Consider the following 16600-nt stretch of genomic DNA (forward strand, 5'->3'; position numbering starts at 1 on the left):
ATGCTCCTAGTGGGAGTCGAACCCACACACAAATTACAACTACTTTTGAGGTAGCGGCCTCTTCCAATTGGGCTACAGGAGCATGATTTGGCTGCCCCGCCAGGTTTTGAACCTAGAACTTCGCTTTCAAAGAGCGAGATGTTGCCAGTTACACCACAGGGCAATGATTGGATGCCGGGACAGGGCTTGAACCTGTATCTCAGATTTCAGAGAACTGCGACTTGCCTATTCGTCTACCCGGCAATGAATGGCTGCCCCAGTAGGACTCGAACCTACAACCCCCGCATTAACAGCGCGTGGCTCTACCATTGAGCTATGAGGCAACGACAGCCCCCCAGGTCAGAATCGAACTGACGACCTCCTGTGCTTCAAACAGGCGCTAACTACCAACTGAGCTACCGGGGGAAGTTTCAACGGAGAGGACAGGATTTGAACCTGCGTTAGGTAAAACCTAATCAGACTTTCCAAGTCTGCGCCTTAAGCCACTCGACCACCTCTCCAAGTTGACGAGAGCGCAGGAACTTGAACCCCCACGTCTACCCTCCGGGAAGCAAGCTACGGTTTCGTAGACCGATGTTTTATCCAGTTAAACTACGCTCTCAATGGCGCGGGGACTGAGATTTGAACTCAGATCATCGATTTTGGAGATCGAGATGTTGCCAATTACACCATCCCCACATACGATTTGAACTTTGAATCTAAAATTAAAAATCTAAAGTTTAATGAGTCGGGCAGGATTCGCACCTGCAATGCATAAAAGCGGCGGTTTTACAGACCACTGCCCACGCTAATAGGCGAGCCGACCCAAATGAAAAAGGCGGAGAGGACAGGACTCGAACCTGCAATGGGTTGCCCCAAACTTCTTTAGCAGAAAAGCGCTTTTACCATTCAGCCACCTCTCCAGATAGCCCCAAAGGGATTTGTAGGCGAAGCCTTCTCGAAGGGTACCCTTGTACTCGCCTTGAGGGGGCGATGTCCTAAACCGCTAGACGATGAGGCTTTGAGCTTGAGTAGGAGTAGTAGGACTTGTTCGCGAAGCGTTCCCGAAGGGTACCTACGACTAGCCCCTTATGAGAAGGCTGCTCTACCACCTGAGCTATACTCCCTCGATCGCAGTCTTGAGGGCAGTGGGAGTAGCAGGACTTGAACCTGCAACCATACGGTTAAGAGCCGCCTGCTCTGCCAATTGAGCTATACTCCCTTTGAGAGGTCGAGGTGGGATTTGAACCCACGAATTTCTCTTTTGCAGAGAGACGCCTTAAGCCTCTTGGCGACTCGACCTCGACGATTTGGGCAATTTATAATCTGCAAGAAGAAACAGATACTAAATCGCCCCATAGTCCCAACGGGGTTTGAACCCGTATTCCAGTATTGAAAGCACTGTGTCCTAGCCGCTTAGACGATGGGACCTTGTAGCGAGATGAGATTAAGAATTTTTATCTCTATTTGCTGAACGAGGCTGACGGGACTTGAACCCGCGACATCTTGTTCGACAGACAAGCACTCTACGCAACTGAGTTACAGCCTCATCAATTCAGCAATCTTGCTACAAACGTGTTACATCTCCGGAATGTGGGGGCATTGCTTGCTAGGCTATCCCCCCACTTGAGATGTCTGTGCTTAATCAAGAATGCACAGGTTAAATCGTTAAATAGGTGATTTCTTATTCAGTTTTCAAGGTTCAGAAAAAGACTGAGAATATTTACAGAAACAATCGCCTTTCTAGGTGATAAACCTGTTGGATATTCCGCCTAGATTCAGCATTTTTAGTTTTCATGAGATGTGTATTATCCGCTTGTTTCATGTCTACTTCAGGTTTTTTGGAAGTAGGCTGATGCGGCATCTTAAAGGATTCTGGCGGATGCCAGCCTTTATTAATCCGTTGGACGAAAAGTAGCACCATGACTTTTTTGGGTTAGAGGTTGTTGTCTCTTTCCCTCTTTCAATATACTTATACTACATAAATGCTACATAAAGTGTCAAGGGGTTGGGGAAAAATATATTGAGGATTTTGCAAAGATGCAGAAAAATCACCCAGAACCCTCACTGAGCTTGAGTTTTATACCTGACGTTTTGCCAAGTCATCTATATATATGTAAGTAATTGCAGGATGTAGTATGGGCGGGAGCGATCGCTTATCCCCTGGCGGATGGTTCCCTGGCGGATGGCACTGACGCAAGACAAAAGGAGGGTCACTGACCCTATAGCGATCGCTTATCCTACAAAAACTTAGATTGAAAACGCTTCAATCTCGCTATTACTCCACTCTCGCCGCGATCGCTCTGCGATAAACGGTCGGACTTTGAACTTCGGGGGGCAACCGTCAAAGACATCAATTCGCAAAAATGAGTAAGGTCGTCGCTTCTGCAACCCCTGACCGTGACGACCGACAAAAAGCAGCGATTTTGCCACCAACCGAGTATCATCGCCCTTGATACCCCCAAAATTCTCCGTCAATTCCGCTCCCTCAGACCGCTGACGGCGGAGACTGTGACCGCTGCCACCACAAACAATCCAATTGATATTGGAGTCCCCGTATCCGGTATCGCCAGTTTGGAGATATTCCAGGCAGTGAGCGTGACCGTTTAGAATCAGATCGACCAGCGGACGCCCCTCCGCCTGGTTTCCGACTGCTTGCTTCACCGCATCCAACACCCGGCGGAGGCGGTGGCGAACCGCTAAAGTTTGCGCCTGGTGCCACTTCGTCGCCTCCGTGACGTAGGGGGGATGGTGGAAATAAATGACCCGCCCGCGCACCTCGGCAGTATTCCAAGATTCGATCAGCCTTTGCCGCAGCCAGTCCAGCTGCTCAACGTCAGTGACTGTTGTTTCGTCCGCTGCCAGTTGCTTGTTGATGTCAATCAACAGTTCGTCGATTTGCTCTAGCTTGGCTTGATTGTCATCCAGCTGTTCAGCCTCTTCAGGTCGCCCGGAACTCAGTAGAGCTGAGGCTTCCATGATTTGAAGTTTCTGCCGTTCCAAGTCAGACCGACGATTTTCTAATTCGCTACGGTAGTCGTCCCCCTCTTGAGTCGTTGGCAGGGGGATTGGCGCATTGAAAGTATTTGAATCGAGTGCAAAGAAATCAATTCCACCGCTGCGAAACGTGTAATAGCGGTTAGGTAAGCGGGTGAAGCGTCCCGGTTGATAAGAAAGACAGCGACCTGTATCCGTCTTGGCAGTGTAATGACGATCTAGATGACGAGCCAATTCGCTCTCGCTATTGAACGCTTTGAGGTAGTCAAGAAACGCTCGTGCATAGGCATTCCCTTGACCCGAACCGTGCCAGCCAATGTCCAAGTCTAACTGAGAGCGCAGCAGGCGGCGTAAGGGCAGCGAAGCCTGGGCGATTAAACCATAGATAAAGGGTAGGTCATAGTAATCGTGGTTCCCTGGCACCGGCAAGAACGGCATATTGAAGACCATTTGATCGTAGGCAATGCGTTCCGGGCGATCGCCTCCTACCAAAAACTCTCGGTAGGGAGAAATAAAGTTTTTTAGGTAGTATTCGCTGGAGCCAACCAGATAGATCACGTCGCCGGTGTGCAACACGAAACGGCTCTGTTCGCGGTGGGCAAGCATGAGTTCTGCGATTTGTCGTTGGGGGTTGTATCCTCGATAGGAGCCGGAGCCACTATCCCCCACGACTAAAAATGAGAACTCCGGAGTGTCAGAAGCGCCATCGTCTAAAACCATCCGGGTTTGATCGATTCCTCGTTCCACAAGACTCGGTGCAAGCCATCGCACTCGTTCGTTCATCTTACGGATTTTGACCGAGATCGGTGGATCGGATACAAATTGCATAGCTGCTTTACTCCCAGATTTCTCTGTGCCCTCGTTGCTCGTCCCACTGCATGCTGATTGTACCTGCCTGCGTCCGCAGAAGGCTTCTATCGGTTTATATTAGTTTTCCGATCGGCGAGAGCGACGAGTAGCTTGCTTGTAGTCTAGAAGATAGACACGATGTAATCTGAATCTATCCGCCGTTTTAATCTCTATGACTGAGCAACGTGATGCTGATTCGTCGTCAATGGATTCTCAGCAACCTAGCGAACCAAAGGATGCTGTGACGACTGAGTCGGTCAATGATTCTCCCAAAAACCGCATTGCGGGTGTTTGGAACGACGCAACCGCACGCTTGAGGCAACTGCTACCTGTAGAACAAGTGGCACAAAAGACTGTTGGGTGGTTTAGTGTCAGCGAAGACCGGGTTGCAGAGATTTTGGAGACGGTTCGAGCTGAACTCCCCACGACAGAAGCCCTTTTGATTGGGAAACCTCAAGCAGGGAAAAGTTCGATTGTGCGGGGGCTGACGGGCGTTTCTGCTGAGATTGTCGGTCAGGGATTTCGTCCTCACACGCAACACACGGAACGGTATGCTTATCCTTCTAGCGACGTGCCCTTGCTCATTTTTACAGATACGGTCGGGCTGGGAGATGTAAATCAGGACACTCAGGCGATCGTTAAGGAGTTGGTTGGCGATTTGCAACAGGAGAGCCGTTCTGCCAGAATTCTGATTCTGACGGTCAAAATTAATGATTTTGCAACCGACACACTGCGACAGATTACGACTCAGCTGCGTCAGCAGTATCCAGATATTCCCTGTCTGCTAGCTGTCACCTGCTTGCATGAGGTTTATCCTCCCGGTACTAACGATCATCCCGCTTATCCACCCGATTATGAGGAGGTTAACCGAGCTTTCGGTGCCATTCAACAAGCGTTTGCCGGAGTGTGCGATCTCTCCGTTATCATTGACTTCACCCTAGAAGAAGATGGTTACACTCCGGTATTTTATGGCTTAGAGGCGTTGCGAGATACCTTGGCAGACCTCCTACCAGAAGCGGAAGCGCGGGCGATTTATCAATTATTGGATAAGGGCGCTAGCGAACAAATTGGCAACCTCTACCGGGATGTTGGACGCCGTTATATGTTGGCATTTTCTATCATGGCAGCTGCGATTGAGGCAGTACCGTTGCCGTTTGCCACCATGCCTGTCCTAACTGCCTTGCAAGTCTCAATGGTCGGTTTGTTAGGAAAATTGTACGGGCAAACCCTGAGTCCATCGCAGGCGGGGGGGGTCGTTAGCGCGATCGCCAGCGGTTTCCTAGCAAGGGCAATCGGACGGGAGTTAATTAAATTCTTACCGGGTTTTGGGAGCGCGATCGCTGCTTCCTGGGCAGCTGCCTACACCTGGTCATTGGGCGAAGGTGCCTGCGTTTATTTTGGTGACTTAATGGGGGGTAAAAAACCCGATCCTCAGAAAATTCAGTCTGTGATGCAAGAAGCGTTTAAAACAGCGCAAGAACGATTTAAAGGAATCAAGCGTTGATAAAACCTGTGCCAATTTGCATTGCAGCAAGAATTGAAACAGCGCATCGATTTCTATTGCCATTTACTCACTTTAATGCACTACATCATAAGACAGTTGCACAAGACCAGAATCATAAGTTTGACATTTAGTAAGATTCAAAGATTGAGAAATTGTTCCATTATCAAATAATGGAATTCCTTCACCCAATATCGTTGGATGTATTGAAAGAATTAGCTCATCTACTAGGTTCTGACTCATCAAGGCATGAGTCAGTTGAGATCCGCCAACTAACCAGATATTCTTTCCATCTACCTGACGCAATTGCTCTACAAATTCCGTGATGTCTTCCCTGATAACTTCAGCATTGCTATCTGCTGGAAAGAGAGGATTTTTTGTAAACACATAGCTTTTTACACCTTTGTAAGGATACTCACCGAAAGTCAGCACTTGCTCGTAAGTTTTCCTACCCATCAGAAGAGTATCAACACTGGCGAAGAATTCTGAATAGCCGTAATCTTGGTCTGTAAATAACCAATCAATGTCGCCAGACTGCCGCGCAATATAACCGTCTAAACTGGATGCAATGAACAGGATAACTTTACGCATTGCTCTTTTTCCTATACCTTTTCCTTTGCTGGTGGTACGATGCCAAGCTTATTCAAACCTTTATCCAGTACCTTTAGTAACTGAAAATCTTGCTCTGGCAAGGGATAAGTGCTACTGGTGAACAATCCTGCACTTTGAGAAGGGCGCTTTTCTAGGAAGGAGAATGCTTGTCGAAACTGATGCGGTTCTGCTTGAATTGGCGAGTCAAAATGGCAGGGAATAATTCGCTGAAAGTCCCAACTTGCTACCTTATCTGCCCATTCGATAGTTTCTTTCGGTGCGCGGTTGAGAATCAAAGTTTGTAGAATTGGTGCCACAAACAGACGACCATCTCCTCGCAGCGCATCGAACGACCGCTTCCAATCTGGCTTCCATCTAAAGGGAAACAAACCGAAATAAGCTTTCTTAGAACGTTCCGGTGCTTTGAGAGCATTGCGAAACACTTCACCCCATTTCGGTACTTCTAGCACGCCTGGTTGGAAATACAAAGTAAATAGGGAGATGCGCTGCCATCCCTTCCGGCGATTTGCCTGAGTGTTGGCAACGATATCAGACGCTTGCTCCTTGGCATGGAACAGCAAAGGATAGGGGTCTAATTGGACAATTGCCGGCGGATCTTCTGGTATGGAAATTACCGAGTCGGTTACAAGTAGCATGCGCGATCGCGCATGAAAAAATGCAACTTCCGCGAACTTACCCGGTCCCAGGTAGATGGGACCTAGTATCGCGTAGTCAAACTGGTTGGCAAAGGGGGTAGTGCTGCTGTCTTGTGGAAGTACCTGAGTGCGTTTGGAAGGCAAACCCAGCCAACTGAGGGGGAGATTGAGGGGAAAACTCCACTGAGAAGGAGCCACAAAAACCTGTGCAAGCGGAAAACATCTAGCAAAGGGACCCACGAAGACTTTGTGTTCTAGTCCAGAAATCGTGGGTAGGATGATGTACTTGACATCTCCGTGTTCTGCTACCAATTCTTTGACAAGCCGGATACACTCAGGAGTCGGCGCAACCGGCGCATAGACGAGCAAACCCCCTTCATCTAGCTTAACGACCGTCATGCGAATCGGCACGACAACGTAGAAGATGCCCTGAAGCTGGTCAAAAGTCCAGATTGTATCCTGAACAACTTCTTTGCGGATTGTCCGCCGACTGCCAAAAGGATAGAGGGGCAAAGTAAACCAGAAAGACCAGGAAAAGTCCCTCAGATGAATCTGTTCTGCGTTTAGTGTGCGTTCATCATCAGCCACTTCACGACCCCCTTCCGCATTCGCTCAATCTGTGTTTATTTGAACTTCAGAAGTTGGAGTGTAGCAAATTGTTGTCACAATAAACTACATTTTTGTTAAAACTCAGCCTGCTTATACCATTTTAGATTTTAGATTTCAAATTTTGGATGGTAGAAGACTGGCAGCGATCGCGTACAGCCCTTTGGGCATGAAAACAGCGAAGCGAGGCGTTAGCCTAACGCTGACTTGTCAGTTCGCGTCCTTGCCAGTAGCCACTAACAACAATTTATTTGTACTATAGCGCCCCTAAATGATTCCTGAAGGCGAGATACCCGAAAACTCTTACGGAGTCGGGTATCTGAAGGGTTAGCTCACCATTCAAATGCTAGGATTGCGACTACACGCTATTGAAGGCTGAACGCGGTTTCTGGGCGATTGCACAAGAACTCCGGAATTTGGGATTTTACGGTTGAAGTCTTTGAGATGGTTTTTTTTAAAGAGCGATCGCGTCTGTATGTCACGACTAAGGGAGTGTGGCTTGAGATGAACCCAATTTACTTAGTTACAGCCATTTTTCTCGTCTTTGTCACCTACACAAAACCTAGTTGGTTTTGGCAAACCCGAAAGACACTCCTCATTAGGCGTAGAATTGGCGATCGCGCTACAGCTATTTTTTGTTACGCACTTGCAGTAACGCTCATCATCAGCGCGATTATTTAATAATTGCTCCCACAAGCCTTTCCTTCTGCAAGGCTTGCTAGTATGCCAATGCCCTTGGTAAATCTTTGGCATACTAGCGCTTTCTCCTTGCGTTCTTTTCCCTAAAACTCAAGCTAGAAATAACCGTTTATAACTCAACTTTGGGTTGGGAGAATTGTTAGGGAGATACGGCTTTCAATCCTTTAGCTGTTAGAATCACCTCAGCTCCTTTCTTTACTGTTAAGGTTGTTGAAGAGTCAGCTCCTTCAGGCTGATCGGGATTGCTGATTGGTGTCTCAAGAATGTAAAAATAATCCCCATTCGCCCAGCCTGTGGTACAACTTCCATCCCGACAAGTGATTTTACCTCCAGTTAAATTGATGCATTTTCCGTTAGCATCACAACCACGGTAGCTAAGATTTCCCGTTCCATTGACTCCTGACCAAGATTTTGCATTACCAACCGTTATTGTCCACTCACCATTACTGAGAGTTTGTGAGTCAGTTGGAGCTTGAGAGTTTCCATCCTCGACAATCTCCATTTTAGTGATGAGGGATTCTTTTTTGCTTTTGCCGCAAGGTTCGATGCTTTCGCAATCATTAACGGAGAGGATTTCATAAGAGTTACGAACTTTCTTATTCAAAAAAGTTTTTTCTTGTTCGCAGACTTCAAATGATGCGCCAACATTCCTCTCGATTCTGTTTTCATCTACTAGGGTGACGTAGCATTTGAGGTCACCTTGTACCATGTTTGTGACGGTACCAATGGTTGGCTGCTTGGTTGAAACTTGCTTATTTTTATCGCGTTTAACTTGGGTATTCGTTTGACTTTTATTAGAAGAATCAGTGCTAATTTCGGTATTTGTTTGAGATTTATTAGAAGAATTAGCTTTGACTTCGCTATCTGGTTCAACTTTATTAGAAGAATCCGCCTTCGTTTCTGGGGCGTTATTTGGTTGATTTTGCTGAGAAGCATTGGGAAGCGAGTTACCACAACTCACAAGCCAGAGAGAGCAAATAGTGAATGCAATTGTCTTGGTCAAATTTTTCATGTTTGAGTTTTTTCCAAAATTGAGTGAGTGCATTCTTGATAACTACGCTTTTGGGTCAGTAATAGGTATCTTCACTTCAAATTACTGTGTTTCCCGAAGCGCTAGAAAGCCTATGCTTTGCCGATAAGTTCTAAAATCCTTATAGAGCAAGGATTTTAGTTTGGAAAAAAGAAATTAATATTTGCTGTTTTTTGGCTAATCCTCTTCTCCTTTGGTGAGGCTACACATCAGATACCCCCAAACTCTGCCAAGGGAGCGATCGCATCGCACAGGAATGACTGGGCGCATCCACCTATGCGATCGCTTGAAAAAAGAAGCTATCTTTTCTCTTTGCAAGGAGTATCGGGGAGAAATCAGGATTCTCACTACCGTTTTTAAAAAAAAGAATATTTTCTCCCTTTTTCAAGGAGTTTAGGCAAGCTCGTACCTTATCCGAAAAGGATTAGAGTCTGCCTTTGATCAAGAAATTTAGCGATTTTGGGTGGACTTGTTTGGATAGTGTACTTACTAGAGTGATTTTTCCCGTTTAACTGATTCAAACCTGTAAGAAGAATCACAGTAAAGGGAACTCAGAGTTATGACCGATGCCCGTCAAATGAAGATTCAATGGATTACTGCTGAATTCAAGCGGCTAAACGCACAGCTTTCCGAGCTTTTGGAACAACAAAAGCAGATACCAAGGGAATCTTGCGATTGGTGGCAATTGCAGGATCTGATTAGCGAAGTGGAAGACGAGATAGAGGCGTTGGTTTTTACCTCTAGTTGATTCATTATGCGTTCCCGATCGCTTCTATAGCAGTCTTGAGCCAATCAATGTAAGTTTGTTCTCTGCGGATCGCTAATTCTAGTCCGAGCCGTTGCAGAATCTGCTCGCGGCTCGCAGAGCGATCGCTTAGGGTTGGCAAGTCAATATTTTCACACTCAGCTAGCTTTTGGCGGCGTGCGGTTAGTTGCTCCTCTAATAGTTGAAGGATAGCTTCATCCGGTAACTGCGCCGCAAAATGCAACTGCACGAGCAAGGGATCTCGCACGGTTGGCAAGGGCTGAGGGCATTGCAGCCATCGGATTAATTCGGCTTGTCCTGCCTCCGTCACGCTGTAAACTTTGCGATTTGGGCGATCGCTCTGAATCTCTACAGTACAGGTAATCCACCCTTGCCCAACCAGTTTATCGAGGGTTCTGTAGATTTGTGCTTGGTCTGCGGGCCACAAGTGAGCAATACATCGATCGAAGCAGCTTGTTTTCAGGTCGTAACCCGTCCTCTCTTCTTGCTGAAGTAAACCCAAAATTGCGTGTGCTAGAGACATAGACGGTTTTCCGAAGAATGAAGTAGTGGAAGCTCTATTGGTTACTTACGATCTTATGCTAATATATGACTAATCACATATAGGAGCAATCAAAGTAAATGAGAGGAATGATGGTTGGCTCTGATAAAGAACAAAACGGCTTGGTCTTGAGTTGAACCAGGCACCAGCTTCTTGCCGACTGGGGTTGATGACCCCATTTAGATAGAATTTCATACTCTGCAAGTGCTGGTTATCCGCATATTCTTCGCCAGGGTTCTTATTAAACTGATAACTAAGGCATCAAGGAGACAGTTGATGACGACTCAAATACGAACGATGCGAACGGTTGCAGGCATCATTAACAGTGTCGAAACGCTGGAAGGTGAAGGGATGCTTGTGCGCCGCCCATTCCCTAAAAGTGCCTTTTCCCACTTCGACCCCTTCCTCCTCCTTGATGAATTAGGGCCGGTTGATTTTGAGCCGGGTCAAGCAAAAGGAGCGCCGGATCATCCCCATCGGGGCTTTGAGACGGTTTCCTATGTCCTTGAAGGGCGCTTGGAACACAAAGATTCACAGGGTCATGCAGGACAGTTGGGTGCTGGTGATGTGCAGTGGATGACAGCAGGAGCGGGTGTTGTCCATTCAGAAATGCCAGAGCGAGAATTTGCTCGGTCTGGCGGACGGCTTCACGGACTGCAACTTTGGGTGAATCTGCCTCGGCGGGACAAGATGATGAAACCTCGTTATCAGGAAATCTCGGCGGAGCAAATTCCCACTGCTCAGACTGATGATGGCTTGGTAACGGTAAAAGCGATCGCTGGAGAAGCGCTGGGAGTGAAGTCAGCGATCGCAATGCAGACTCCGATAATGTACCTGCACTTCACGCTCCAACCGGGCGGAACAGTGGTTCAGCCTGTGCCAAAAGAATACAATGCCTTTACATACGTGCTAGATGGAGAAGGTTTGTTTGGTGCAGACAAGGAACGTGCAGGAGATGGGCAGATGGTGTTGTTTGCACAAGATGGTGAAGAAGTAGCAATTTCAAATCCATCAGATGCGCGATCGCCATTGGACGTGTTGCTCATTGCTGGCGTACCGCTAAACGAGCCAGTTGTCCGCTACGGGCCATTCGTGATGAATACCGAAGCAGAAATTGTTCAAGCAATTGAAGATTATCGTAACGGGAGGATGGGTTCCATTGACTTCTAACACACTGCTACAACGAATACATCAACATCAATATCTGCGCGATCTGCGGAACAAATTGTTGCACCTCCACCGGGTGTTGCTTGACACAGAACGCATCACTTACGAACAGGTGCGCGGACGGGTATCCAACACAGAACTCCTGAAACTCGTGATTGAGCACGAACAATTTGCGTGGCTGCATCGCCTTTCTGAGCTGGTTGTGCAAATTGATGAAATGCTCTCTAGCGATGAACCTGTATCGCTGGATGATATCCAAAATCTGATTACCAATGCCCGCACGCTGCTGACGCCGTCAGAGCTAGGCAATGAATTTGCCCGGAAATACTACAATGCTTTCCAACGCGAACCGGGCGTTGTGTTGGCACACGCATCGGTATCAGAGCTGCTTGCATCTGCTAAATAAGGACAAGTGAAGGAAAAGCACCGCAATTTACCTTGCGGTGCTTTTCTATGGGTACGGAAATCTTTGAGATTCCTTTAGTGCAAGCAACGATCTAGGCTTCATCTAAGAAGAGTGCGATCGCGCTTAGCAACTTTCGGCATCTCTTCAGACAGGCGCTGGGCTTTTCCCAATCACACTTACTCTTACAGAACAGAAAATACAGAACCGAAAATCTGCTTTCGCTGAATCGCTGCTTCAGGTTTCCAGCGTTTTACATTTGCTAAATGCAGCCGAGCAAGTTAGTCTAGCAAGAGTAGAATAAAACTACATAAATTTATATTAAAAATATGAGGGACTGGTGCCTCAACTGCATTTGCAGTAATGTAGGCTCTCTCAGTAATTATTGTTATAAAAATGCTCAGTAATCTTCTTAAATAAAGTTGAAGTTTATCCTATAACTTTTGCATAAACTCAACTTAACCTAAATCAAATCTATGACTTTGTTAGTATAAACGATATCTAGTATTTGTGTGGCTCTCGACTCAACAAATTGGGGATATGCCTAAAGGTACAGACAATTTATTAAAATAAACTTTATAGTTGTTAACAAGAGACAAAAAACTAGGTAAAAAACTTGGCTAATATCGTTGATACCGCCGTTCAGGCTGGTTCATTTAACACCCTAGTTGCTGCCGTCAAAGCTGCTGGTTTGGTTGATACACTACAAGGCGCTGGTCCCTTCACTGTATTTGCGCCTACTGATGAAGCTTTCGCTAAACTTCCCGCAGGTACAGTAGATTCTTTGCTTCAAGATATTCCGAAGCTTAAGCAAATCCTGACCTATCATGTCGTTTCCGGCAAAGTGATGGCAGCTGACGTAGTTAAGCTGAAGTCAGCTACTACAGTTCAGGGTTCAGATGTGAAAATTGATGCTTCCAATGGTGGCGTCAAAGTGAATGATGCAACAGTTGCAACAGCGGATGTTGCTGCTGATAATGGTGTCATCCACGTCATTGACACAGTATTGCTTCCTGCGTAAGTAACGCAAGAAATAGTTAATACTCTGTGTGGGGCAGCGATTATATATAATCGCTGCCCCACTACTATTTAAATGTGTTTTCTCTATGGGAAAGTTGCGAGTACGTTTCTCAAGCGATCTTAGGGTTAATATGCGATCGCGTTGCGCTGACTCGTCAGTTCGCATAGCCGAATATTGACCTGATACAACTTACGAGAAGAACCGCTCATAATCGTCGTGGCTACCGATCCAGAACCATGTAACTGTATCGCCTTCTAATACTCCAAGCGCCCGATAACCTCGTGTTACTCTAACAGACCAAATATCCTCTTGACTGTTGATGCACTTGAAATGCAAAGATGGGTGAAATGAATTTTTTGCCCACAGACGATAAGCTTTCCTGGCACTCTGCCTAACATCATTGCTTAACTGCCGATATTCCACCCAAAATGAGGGAAGAACTGCCGACTTCATAGTTGGTCATAGTCCATCACAGTAGCTTGCCCTTCAGCAATCTCCTGTTTGGCACGTTTTGCAGCAGCAACGAGTTTTTGTTCCGTTCTCTGGAACGATTCATTCCATCGATTTTCATCTTGCAAGTCATAAATGTACTCCCGAAGATGCTCTGCAACTTGCTCTTGTACATCAACAGGCAAAGACTCCATCATCTTTAATAGTGTAGCGATCGCTGCCGATGACATAGTGTATTGCTCTGACTTGACATTCTGTATTCTATTATGAGCGATCGCGTACAGCCCTTTGGGCATGAAAACAGCGAAGCGAGGCGTTAGCCTAGCGCTGAAAGAGTCAGTTCGCGCAAGTTTGTTCGAGGATGCGATCGCGTTTATCGGATCGCCGCCATTCAGCACCTAGCGGATCGTCATTGCTTCGACTGGCGTTGGACAATAGCGGTGACGATGCCGATGCCGAATGCTCCGAGGATCGCAAAGCCTAAGAGTAACTGACTGCCTTCAAAGATTCCAGCACCAGCAGCGACCCAAAGCGGTTTGGCAATCAGAATGCTGACGACGAGAGCTAAGAAATAGCTTTGCCAACTCATTCTGGTCATTCCGGCAGCATAAGCGACAAAATCAAACAGTCCGGTCATCAAAAGACCCGTCATCAGGAAAAAGTTGCCTTCTAAATGTTGTTGAGCGAGGCGATCGACTTTTTCCATAAATTGCTGACCGACAAATCGCTCTACTAAACCCCGTCCGTAACGACGAGCAATATAGAAATTGAACGTACAGGAGGCTAAATCTGCCAACGCAACGACTAGCAATCCTTGAGCGAACCCAAACAGACCTCCTGCTAAAATCGCGTAAGCAGTACCTGGAAGCACTGGCACGATGATACTGGTAAAGCGCAGCCCAAACACGATCGCGGGTGCCCAGATGCCAAACCGATCCACCTGTTCTCGAACTTGCTCAATCCCATATTTGTTGAGCAGCCAGATTGCTAAAGTAATGAGAACTCCAATCGCAAACCAGCGCAGAATTTTGATCCAGTTGTATTTCATGCGGCTCAACTACTCGAAACCTATTTGGTATGGTTGCATGAAATTGATGGCACCGTGATGGAGCGATCGCGTTGCGCTGACAAGTCAGTTCGCGCAAGTTTATTTGTAGGTTGCGATCGCAAGTGCGGGTGATGGAGGCGATCGCTGTTGAAGGGAACTGAGAAGTCGTGCTGAGTGTCATACAGGTTAAAGCATGGCACGCTCCAATCTTTTTTCTTTTATTAATAGCAACTTGACCATGAAGACTCTGCTACTCGCCAGTGTATTCGCTTCTTTTTTGGCGTCTAATCCCTTGAATGTGTCCTCAACGAACACGCCTTCTCAAGCCGACTGGTTTCGTTTCATTGCTCAACCACGTACCTCAGGGCAAGCGTTAGAACGTCCTTTGGTGAGTGCAAAAGGTGGCGCAGGTAGTATTGTAATTCGTGCAGACCTATCTGCATCAGATCCTTGCCAGAAGCTCAGCGGTGCGGCGGAACGCAAAGGAAAGAAAGTAACAGTGCGCGTTACCATCCGTCAACCTGAGGGTGGATGTATCGCTACAATCGGCAATTTTCGCTATGAAGCTACTCTTAACAAGCTTACCCCTGGCAAGTACCAGGTTGAAGTAATCCACGATTATGTGAATAATGGTTGGCCAAGTGGAACAGTATTCAAGCGTAAGGTGAGCGTAAGATAAGACAGGAAATCTTCTACCAAGAGCGATCGCGTTGCGCTGACAAGTCAGTTCGCGCAAGTTTATTTGAGGTTGCGATCGCAAGTGCGGGTGATGGAGGCGATCGCTGTTGAAGGGAACTGAGAAGTGATGCTGAGTGTCATAAAGGTTAAAGCATCGCACGCTCCCATCTTTTTCCTTTTATTAATAGCAACCGACCATGAAGACTCTGCTACTCGCCAGTGTATTCGCTTCTTTTTTGGCGTCCAATCCCTTAAATGTGTCCTCAACGAACACCCCTTCTCAAGCTGACTGGTTTCGTTTCATCGTTCAGCCGGGTACGCCTGGACAAGTGTTAGAACGTCCTTTGGTGAGTGCAAAAGGTGGTGCGGGAAATATTACGGTTCGTACAGACTTATCTGCCTCAACTCCTTGCCAGAAGCTCAGCGGTGCGGCGGAACGCAAAGGCAAGAAAGTAACAGTGCGCGTTACCATCCGTCCACGTGAGACTGGTGGATGTATCCTCATGGTCGGCAATTTCCGCTATGAAGCTACTCTTAACAAGCTTACCCCTGGCAAGTACCAAGTTGAAGTAATCCACCAATACCCGAATAGTGGTTGGTTAAGCGAGACAGTATTCAAGCGTCAGGTGAGCGTAAGATAAGACAGGAAATCTTCCACCAAGAGCGATCGCTTGCATTTGTTTGAGGATGCGATCGCACTGCTGTCTACGTGCAGCGAAAACTTAGCAAGGATGCGATCGTGTTGCGCTGACAAGTCAGTTCGCGTAGCGTACCATAAGCTAGTCATGCGGCTTGTGACCGATTAAGTCATGCCTCAACGAGATGCGATCCATAACATCATCAGGCAAGCTCTCATCAAAGAGGGTTGGGAAATCACGGACGATCCCTACGTTATATCCTATGGTGAGCGATTTCTGTTTATCGACTTAGCAGCAAGTTTAGATGCCGTAAGCGGTATTGCAGGGCGATTTATTGGTGCGAAACGCGGTAGTAGTCGAATTGCAGTTGAGATTAAGGAATTTCGAGGCACCTCGGCAATTGCTGATTTGGAGCAAGCGATTGGTCAATACGTTCTTTATCGACTTCTACTTGAACAGGTCGATCCAGATCGTGAATTGTATCTCGCTATTGCAGACACAACTTTTGACGGGATTTTCAGCGAACCGATTGGTGAGTTGGTGATGCGTGAGTTACCGATGAAATTGCTTATTGTAGATGTAGCGGAGCAAGAGGTGAAGCAATGGATACCACCACTCAAGAACGGGACATTGTAAAGCAAGTAATTCAACGATACGCCCAGTTCAAGCCTTCTCACGGTGATATTCGTCTCGACACGGTATTTGACGACACGCAAAACCGCTATGCACTGATGCAAGTGGGTTGGGATAGAGGACGACGAGTTAGGGGAAATTTGATTTATGTGACTCTGCGTGAGGGTAAGGTTTGGGTGGAGTATGACGGGATGGAACAGGGAATCACCAAAGACCTAATCGCCGCAGGTATTCCAAGAGAGCGAATTGTTCTGGCATTTCTCCCTGAAGAGCAAACTGCTGCAACTGCTTAAACTTAGACTCTGATGATAGCTACACCAAAGCTGCGGTTCGGGCTGTGGCTACTT

At 47.0% G+C, this 16600-nt stretch carries 21 protein-coding genes and 15 tRNA genes; 10 read left to right on the forward strand and 26 right to left on the reverse strand.

Annotation, left to right across the window (positions count from 1 at the left end; all coding sequences use genetic code 11):
- Position 1 precedes the first annotated feature (1 nt).
- From NDI34_RS14155 to NDI34_RS14235, 17 genes are all read right to left on the reverse strand, one after another.
- A tRNA-Leu gene (locus NDI34_RS14155) sits at positions 2-82 on the reverse strand.
- Positions 83-88: 6 nt separating this feature from the next.
- Positions 89-163, reverse strand: a tRNA-Gln gene (locus NDI34_RS14160).
- 5 nt (positions 164-168) lie between these two features.
- Positions 169-243: transfer RNA gene (locus NDI34_RS14165), tRNA-Gln, on the reverse strand.
- Between the two features lie 5 nt (positions 244-248).
- Positions 249-323 (reverse strand) — tRNA-Asn (locus NDI34_RS14170).
- Positions 324-330: 7 nt separating this feature from the next.
- A tRNA-Phe gene (locus tag NDI34_RS14175) sits at positions 331-405 on the reverse strand.
- 9 nt (positions 406-414) lie between these two features.
- A tRNA-Ser gene (locus tag NDI34_RS14180) sits at positions 415-500 on the reverse strand.
- A gap of 7 nt (positions 501-507) precedes the next feature.
- Positions 508-601: transfer RNA gene (locus NDI34_RS14185), tRNA-Arg, on the reverse strand.
- A gap of 2 nt (positions 602-603) precedes the next feature.
- Positions 604-678: transfer RNA gene (locus tag NDI34_RS14190), tRNA-Trp, on the reverse strand.
- Positions 679-723: 45 nt separating this feature from the next.
- Positions 724-806, reverse strand: a tRNA-Tyr gene (locus NDI34_RS14195).
- Positions 807-818: 12 nt separating this feature from the next.
- Positions 819-902: transfer RNA gene (locus NDI34_RS14200), tRNA-Ser, on the reverse strand.
- A gap of 109 nt (positions 903-1011) precedes the next feature.
- A tRNA-Met gene (locus NDI34_RS14205) sits at positions 1012-1106 on the reverse strand.
- 22 nt (positions 1107-1128) lie between these two features.
- Positions 1129-1201 (reverse strand) — tRNA-Lys (locus NDI34_RS14210).
- A 6-nt stretch (positions 1202-1207) separates the two neighbouring features.
- Positions 1208-1281: transfer RNA gene (locus NDI34_RS14215), tRNA-Cys, on the reverse strand.
- Between the two features lie 56 nt (positions 1282-1337).
- Positions 1338-1410: transfer RNA gene (locus NDI34_RS14220), tRNA-Glu, on the reverse strand.
- 44 nt (positions 1411-1454) lie between these two features.
- Positions 1455-1528: transfer RNA gene (locus NDI34_RS14225), tRNA-Asp, on the reverse strand.
- Between the two features lie 174 nt (positions 1529-1702).
- Positions 1703-1903: a hypothetical protein gene (locus NDI34_RS14230; protein WP_348232967.1), complete on the reverse strand. Its 201-nt coding sequence runs from the start codon at positions 1901-1903 to the stop codon at positions 1703-1705.
- Positions 1904-2229: 326 nt separating this feature from the next.
- Positions 2230-3804, reverse strand: coding sequence for a metallophosphoesterase (locus tag NDI34_RS14235; RefSeq protein ID WP_190412522.1), 1575 nt, complete (start codon positions 3802-3804; stop codon positions 2230-2232).
- Between the two features lie 193 nt (positions 3805-3997).
- On the opposite strand from NDI34_RS14235, the gene NDI34_RS14240 reads away from it, so the two are divergent.
- Complete coding sequence (locus NDI34_RS14240) at positions 3998-5329, forward strand: GTPase (protein WP_348232968.1); 1332 nt, start codon at positions 3998-4000, stop codon at positions 5327-5329.
- 72 nt (positions 5330-5401) lie between these two features.
- Here NDI34_RS14240 and NDI34_RS14245 read toward each other — a convergent pair whose 3' ends face one another.
- Complete coding sequence (locus tag NDI34_RS14245) at positions 5402-5917, reverse strand: dihydrofolate reductase family protein (protein ID WP_190412520.1); 516 nt, start codon at positions 5915-5917, stop codon at positions 5402-5404.
- Positions 5918-5928: 11 nt separating this feature from the next.
- The gene (locus NDI34_RS14250) at positions 5929-7161 is read right to left on the reverse strand and encodes a DUF4336 domain-containing protein (protein ID WP_348232969.1); all 1233 of its coding nucleotides are present in this window, start codon (positions 7159-7161) and stop codon (positions 5929-5931) included.
- 462 nt (positions 7162-7623) lie between these two features.
- Between NDI34_RS14250 and NDI34_RS14255 the strand changes: the two genes are divergently transcribed.
- The gene (locus NDI34_RS14255; protein WP_190428006.1) at positions 7624-7860 is read left to right on the forward strand and encodes a hypothetical protein; all 237 of its coding nucleotides are present in this window, start codon (positions 7624-7626) and stop codon (positions 7858-7860) included.
- Positions 7861-8017: 157 nt separating this feature from the next.
- On the opposite strand, the gene NDI34_RS14260 is transcribed toward NDI34_RS14255, so the two are convergent.
- Positions 8018-8890, reverse strand: coding sequence for a hypothetical protein (locus NDI34_RS14260; protein WP_348232970.1), 873 nt, complete (start codon positions 8888-8890; stop codon positions 8018-8020).
- A 577-nt stretch (positions 8891-9467) separates the two neighbouring features.
- Here NDI34_RS14260 and NDI34_RS14265 point away from each other — a divergent pair.
- Entirely contained in the window at positions 9468-9656 is a 189-nt protein-coding gene (locus NDI34_RS14265; RefSeq protein ID WP_190412516.1) for a hypothetical protein, read from the forward strand.
- A 4-nt stretch (positions 9657-9660) separates the two neighbouring features.
- Here NDI34_RS14265 and NDI34_RS14270 read toward each other — a convergent pair whose 3' ends face one another.
- Positions 9661-10197, reverse strand: a complete 537-nt coding sequence (locus tag NDI34_RS14270) for a PadR family transcriptional regulator (protein ID WP_348232971.1) — start codon at positions 10195-10197, stop codon at positions 9661-9663.
- Positions 10198-10491: 294 nt separating this feature from the next.
- On the opposite strand from NDI34_RS14270, the gene NDI34_RS14275 reads away from it, so the two are divergent.
- The 3 genes from NDI34_RS14275 to NDI34_RS14285 all read left to right on the forward strand — a co-directional run bounded on the left by NDI34_RS14275 (position 10492) and on the right by NDI34_RS14285 (position 12806).
- Positions 10492-11385, forward strand: a complete 894-nt coding sequence (locus tag NDI34_RS14275) for a pirin family protein (protein ID WP_348232972.1) — start codon at positions 10492-10494, stop codon at positions 11383-11385.
- Positions 11375-11788, forward strand: a complete 414-nt coding sequence (locus NDI34_RS14280; protein ID WP_199302948.1) for a hypothetical protein — start codon at positions 11375-11377, stop codon at positions 11786-11788. Before NDI34_RS14275 ends, NDI34_RS14280 begins: the two co-directional genes overlap by 11 nt.
- A gap of 613 nt (positions 11789-12401) precedes the next feature.
- On the forward strand, positions 12402-12806 hold the full coding sequence (locus tag NDI34_RS14285) for a fasciclin domain-containing protein (RefSeq protein ID WP_190444781.1): 405 nt from the start codon (positions 12402-12404) through the stop codon (positions 12804-12806).
- A 189-nt stretch (positions 12807-12995) separates the two neighbouring features.
- Here the strand turns inward: NDI34_RS14285 and NDI34_RS14290 are convergent, their stop codons facing one another.
- The 4 genes from NDI34_RS14290 to NDI34_RS14305 form a co-directional block, all read right to left on the reverse strand.
- The gene (locus NDI34_RS14290) at positions 12996-13259 is read right to left on the reverse strand and encodes a hypothetical protein (protein ID WP_348232973.1); all 264 of its coding nucleotides are present in this window, start codon (positions 13257-13259) and stop codon (positions 12996-12998) included.
- A complete protein-coding gene (locus NDI34_RS14295; protein ID WP_348232991.1) occupies positions 13256-13486 on the reverse strand; it encodes a hypothetical protein in 231 nt (76 codons plus the stop codon). Before NDI34_RS14295 ends, NDI34_RS14290 begins: the two co-directional genes overlap by 4 nt.
- Before the next feature lie 179 nt (positions 13487-13665).
- Positions 13666-14304 carry a VTT domain-containing protein gene (locus tag NDI34_RS14300; protein ID WP_348232974.1) on the reverse strand — a complete coding sequence of 213 codons (639 nt, stop codon included), beginning with the start codon at positions 14302-14304 and terminating at the stop codon, positions 13666-13668.
- 20 nt (positions 14305-14324) lie between these two features.
- On the reverse strand, positions 14325-14504 hold the full coding sequence (locus NDI34_RS14305) for a hypothetical protein (RefSeq protein WP_190531074.1): 180 nt from the start codon (positions 14502-14504) through the stop codon (positions 14325-14327).
- 38 nt (positions 14505-14542) lie between these two features.
- Here NDI34_RS14305 and NDI34_RS14310 point away from each other — a divergent pair, with 38 nt between their 5' ends.
- Positions 14543-14983, forward strand: a complete 441-nt coding sequence (locus NDI34_RS14310; RefSeq protein ID WP_348232975.1) for a hypothetical protein — start codon at positions 14543-14545, stop codon at positions 14981-14983.
- A gap of 196 nt (positions 14984-15179) precedes the next feature.
- Positions 15180-15623 carry a hypothetical protein gene (locus NDI34_RS14315; protein ID WP_348232976.1) on the forward strand — a complete coding sequence of 148 codons (444 nt, stop codon included), beginning with the start codon at positions 15180-15182 and terminating at the stop codon, positions 15621-15623.
- Here NDI34_RS14315 and NDI34_RS14320 read toward each other — a convergent pair.
- Positions 15605-15769 carry a hypothetical protein gene (locus NDI34_RS14320; RefSeq protein ID WP_348232977.1) on the reverse strand — a complete coding sequence of 55 codons (165 nt, stop codon included), beginning with the start codon at positions 15767-15769 and terminating at the stop codon, positions 15605-15607. The two genes, NDI34_RS14315 and NDI34_RS14320, sit on opposite strands and share 19 nt — an antisense overlap.
- A gap of 22 nt (positions 15770-15791) precedes the next feature.
- On the opposite strand from NDI34_RS14320, the gene NDI34_RS14325 reads away from it, so the two are divergent.
- The gene (locus NDI34_RS14325; protein ID WP_348232978.1) at positions 15792-16256 is read left to right on the forward strand and encodes a XisH family protein; all 465 of its coding nucleotides are present in this window, start codon (positions 15792-15794) and stop codon (positions 16254-16256) included.
- Positions 16223-16546, forward strand: coding sequence for a XisI protein (locus tag NDI34_RS14330; RefSeq protein WP_190433059.1), 324 nt, complete (start codon positions 16223-16225; stop codon positions 16544-16546). The genes NDI34_RS14325 and NDI34_RS14330 overlap by 34 nt, the downstream gene beginning before the upstream one ends.
- Positions 16547-16600: the final 54 nt, after the last annotated feature.

Origin of the sequence: Trichocoleus sp. DQ-U1 (assembly GCF_039961925.1) — a bacterium.
Classification (GTDB): Bacteria; Cyanobacteriota; Cyanobacteriia; order Cyanobacteriales; family FACHB-T130; genus FACHB-T130.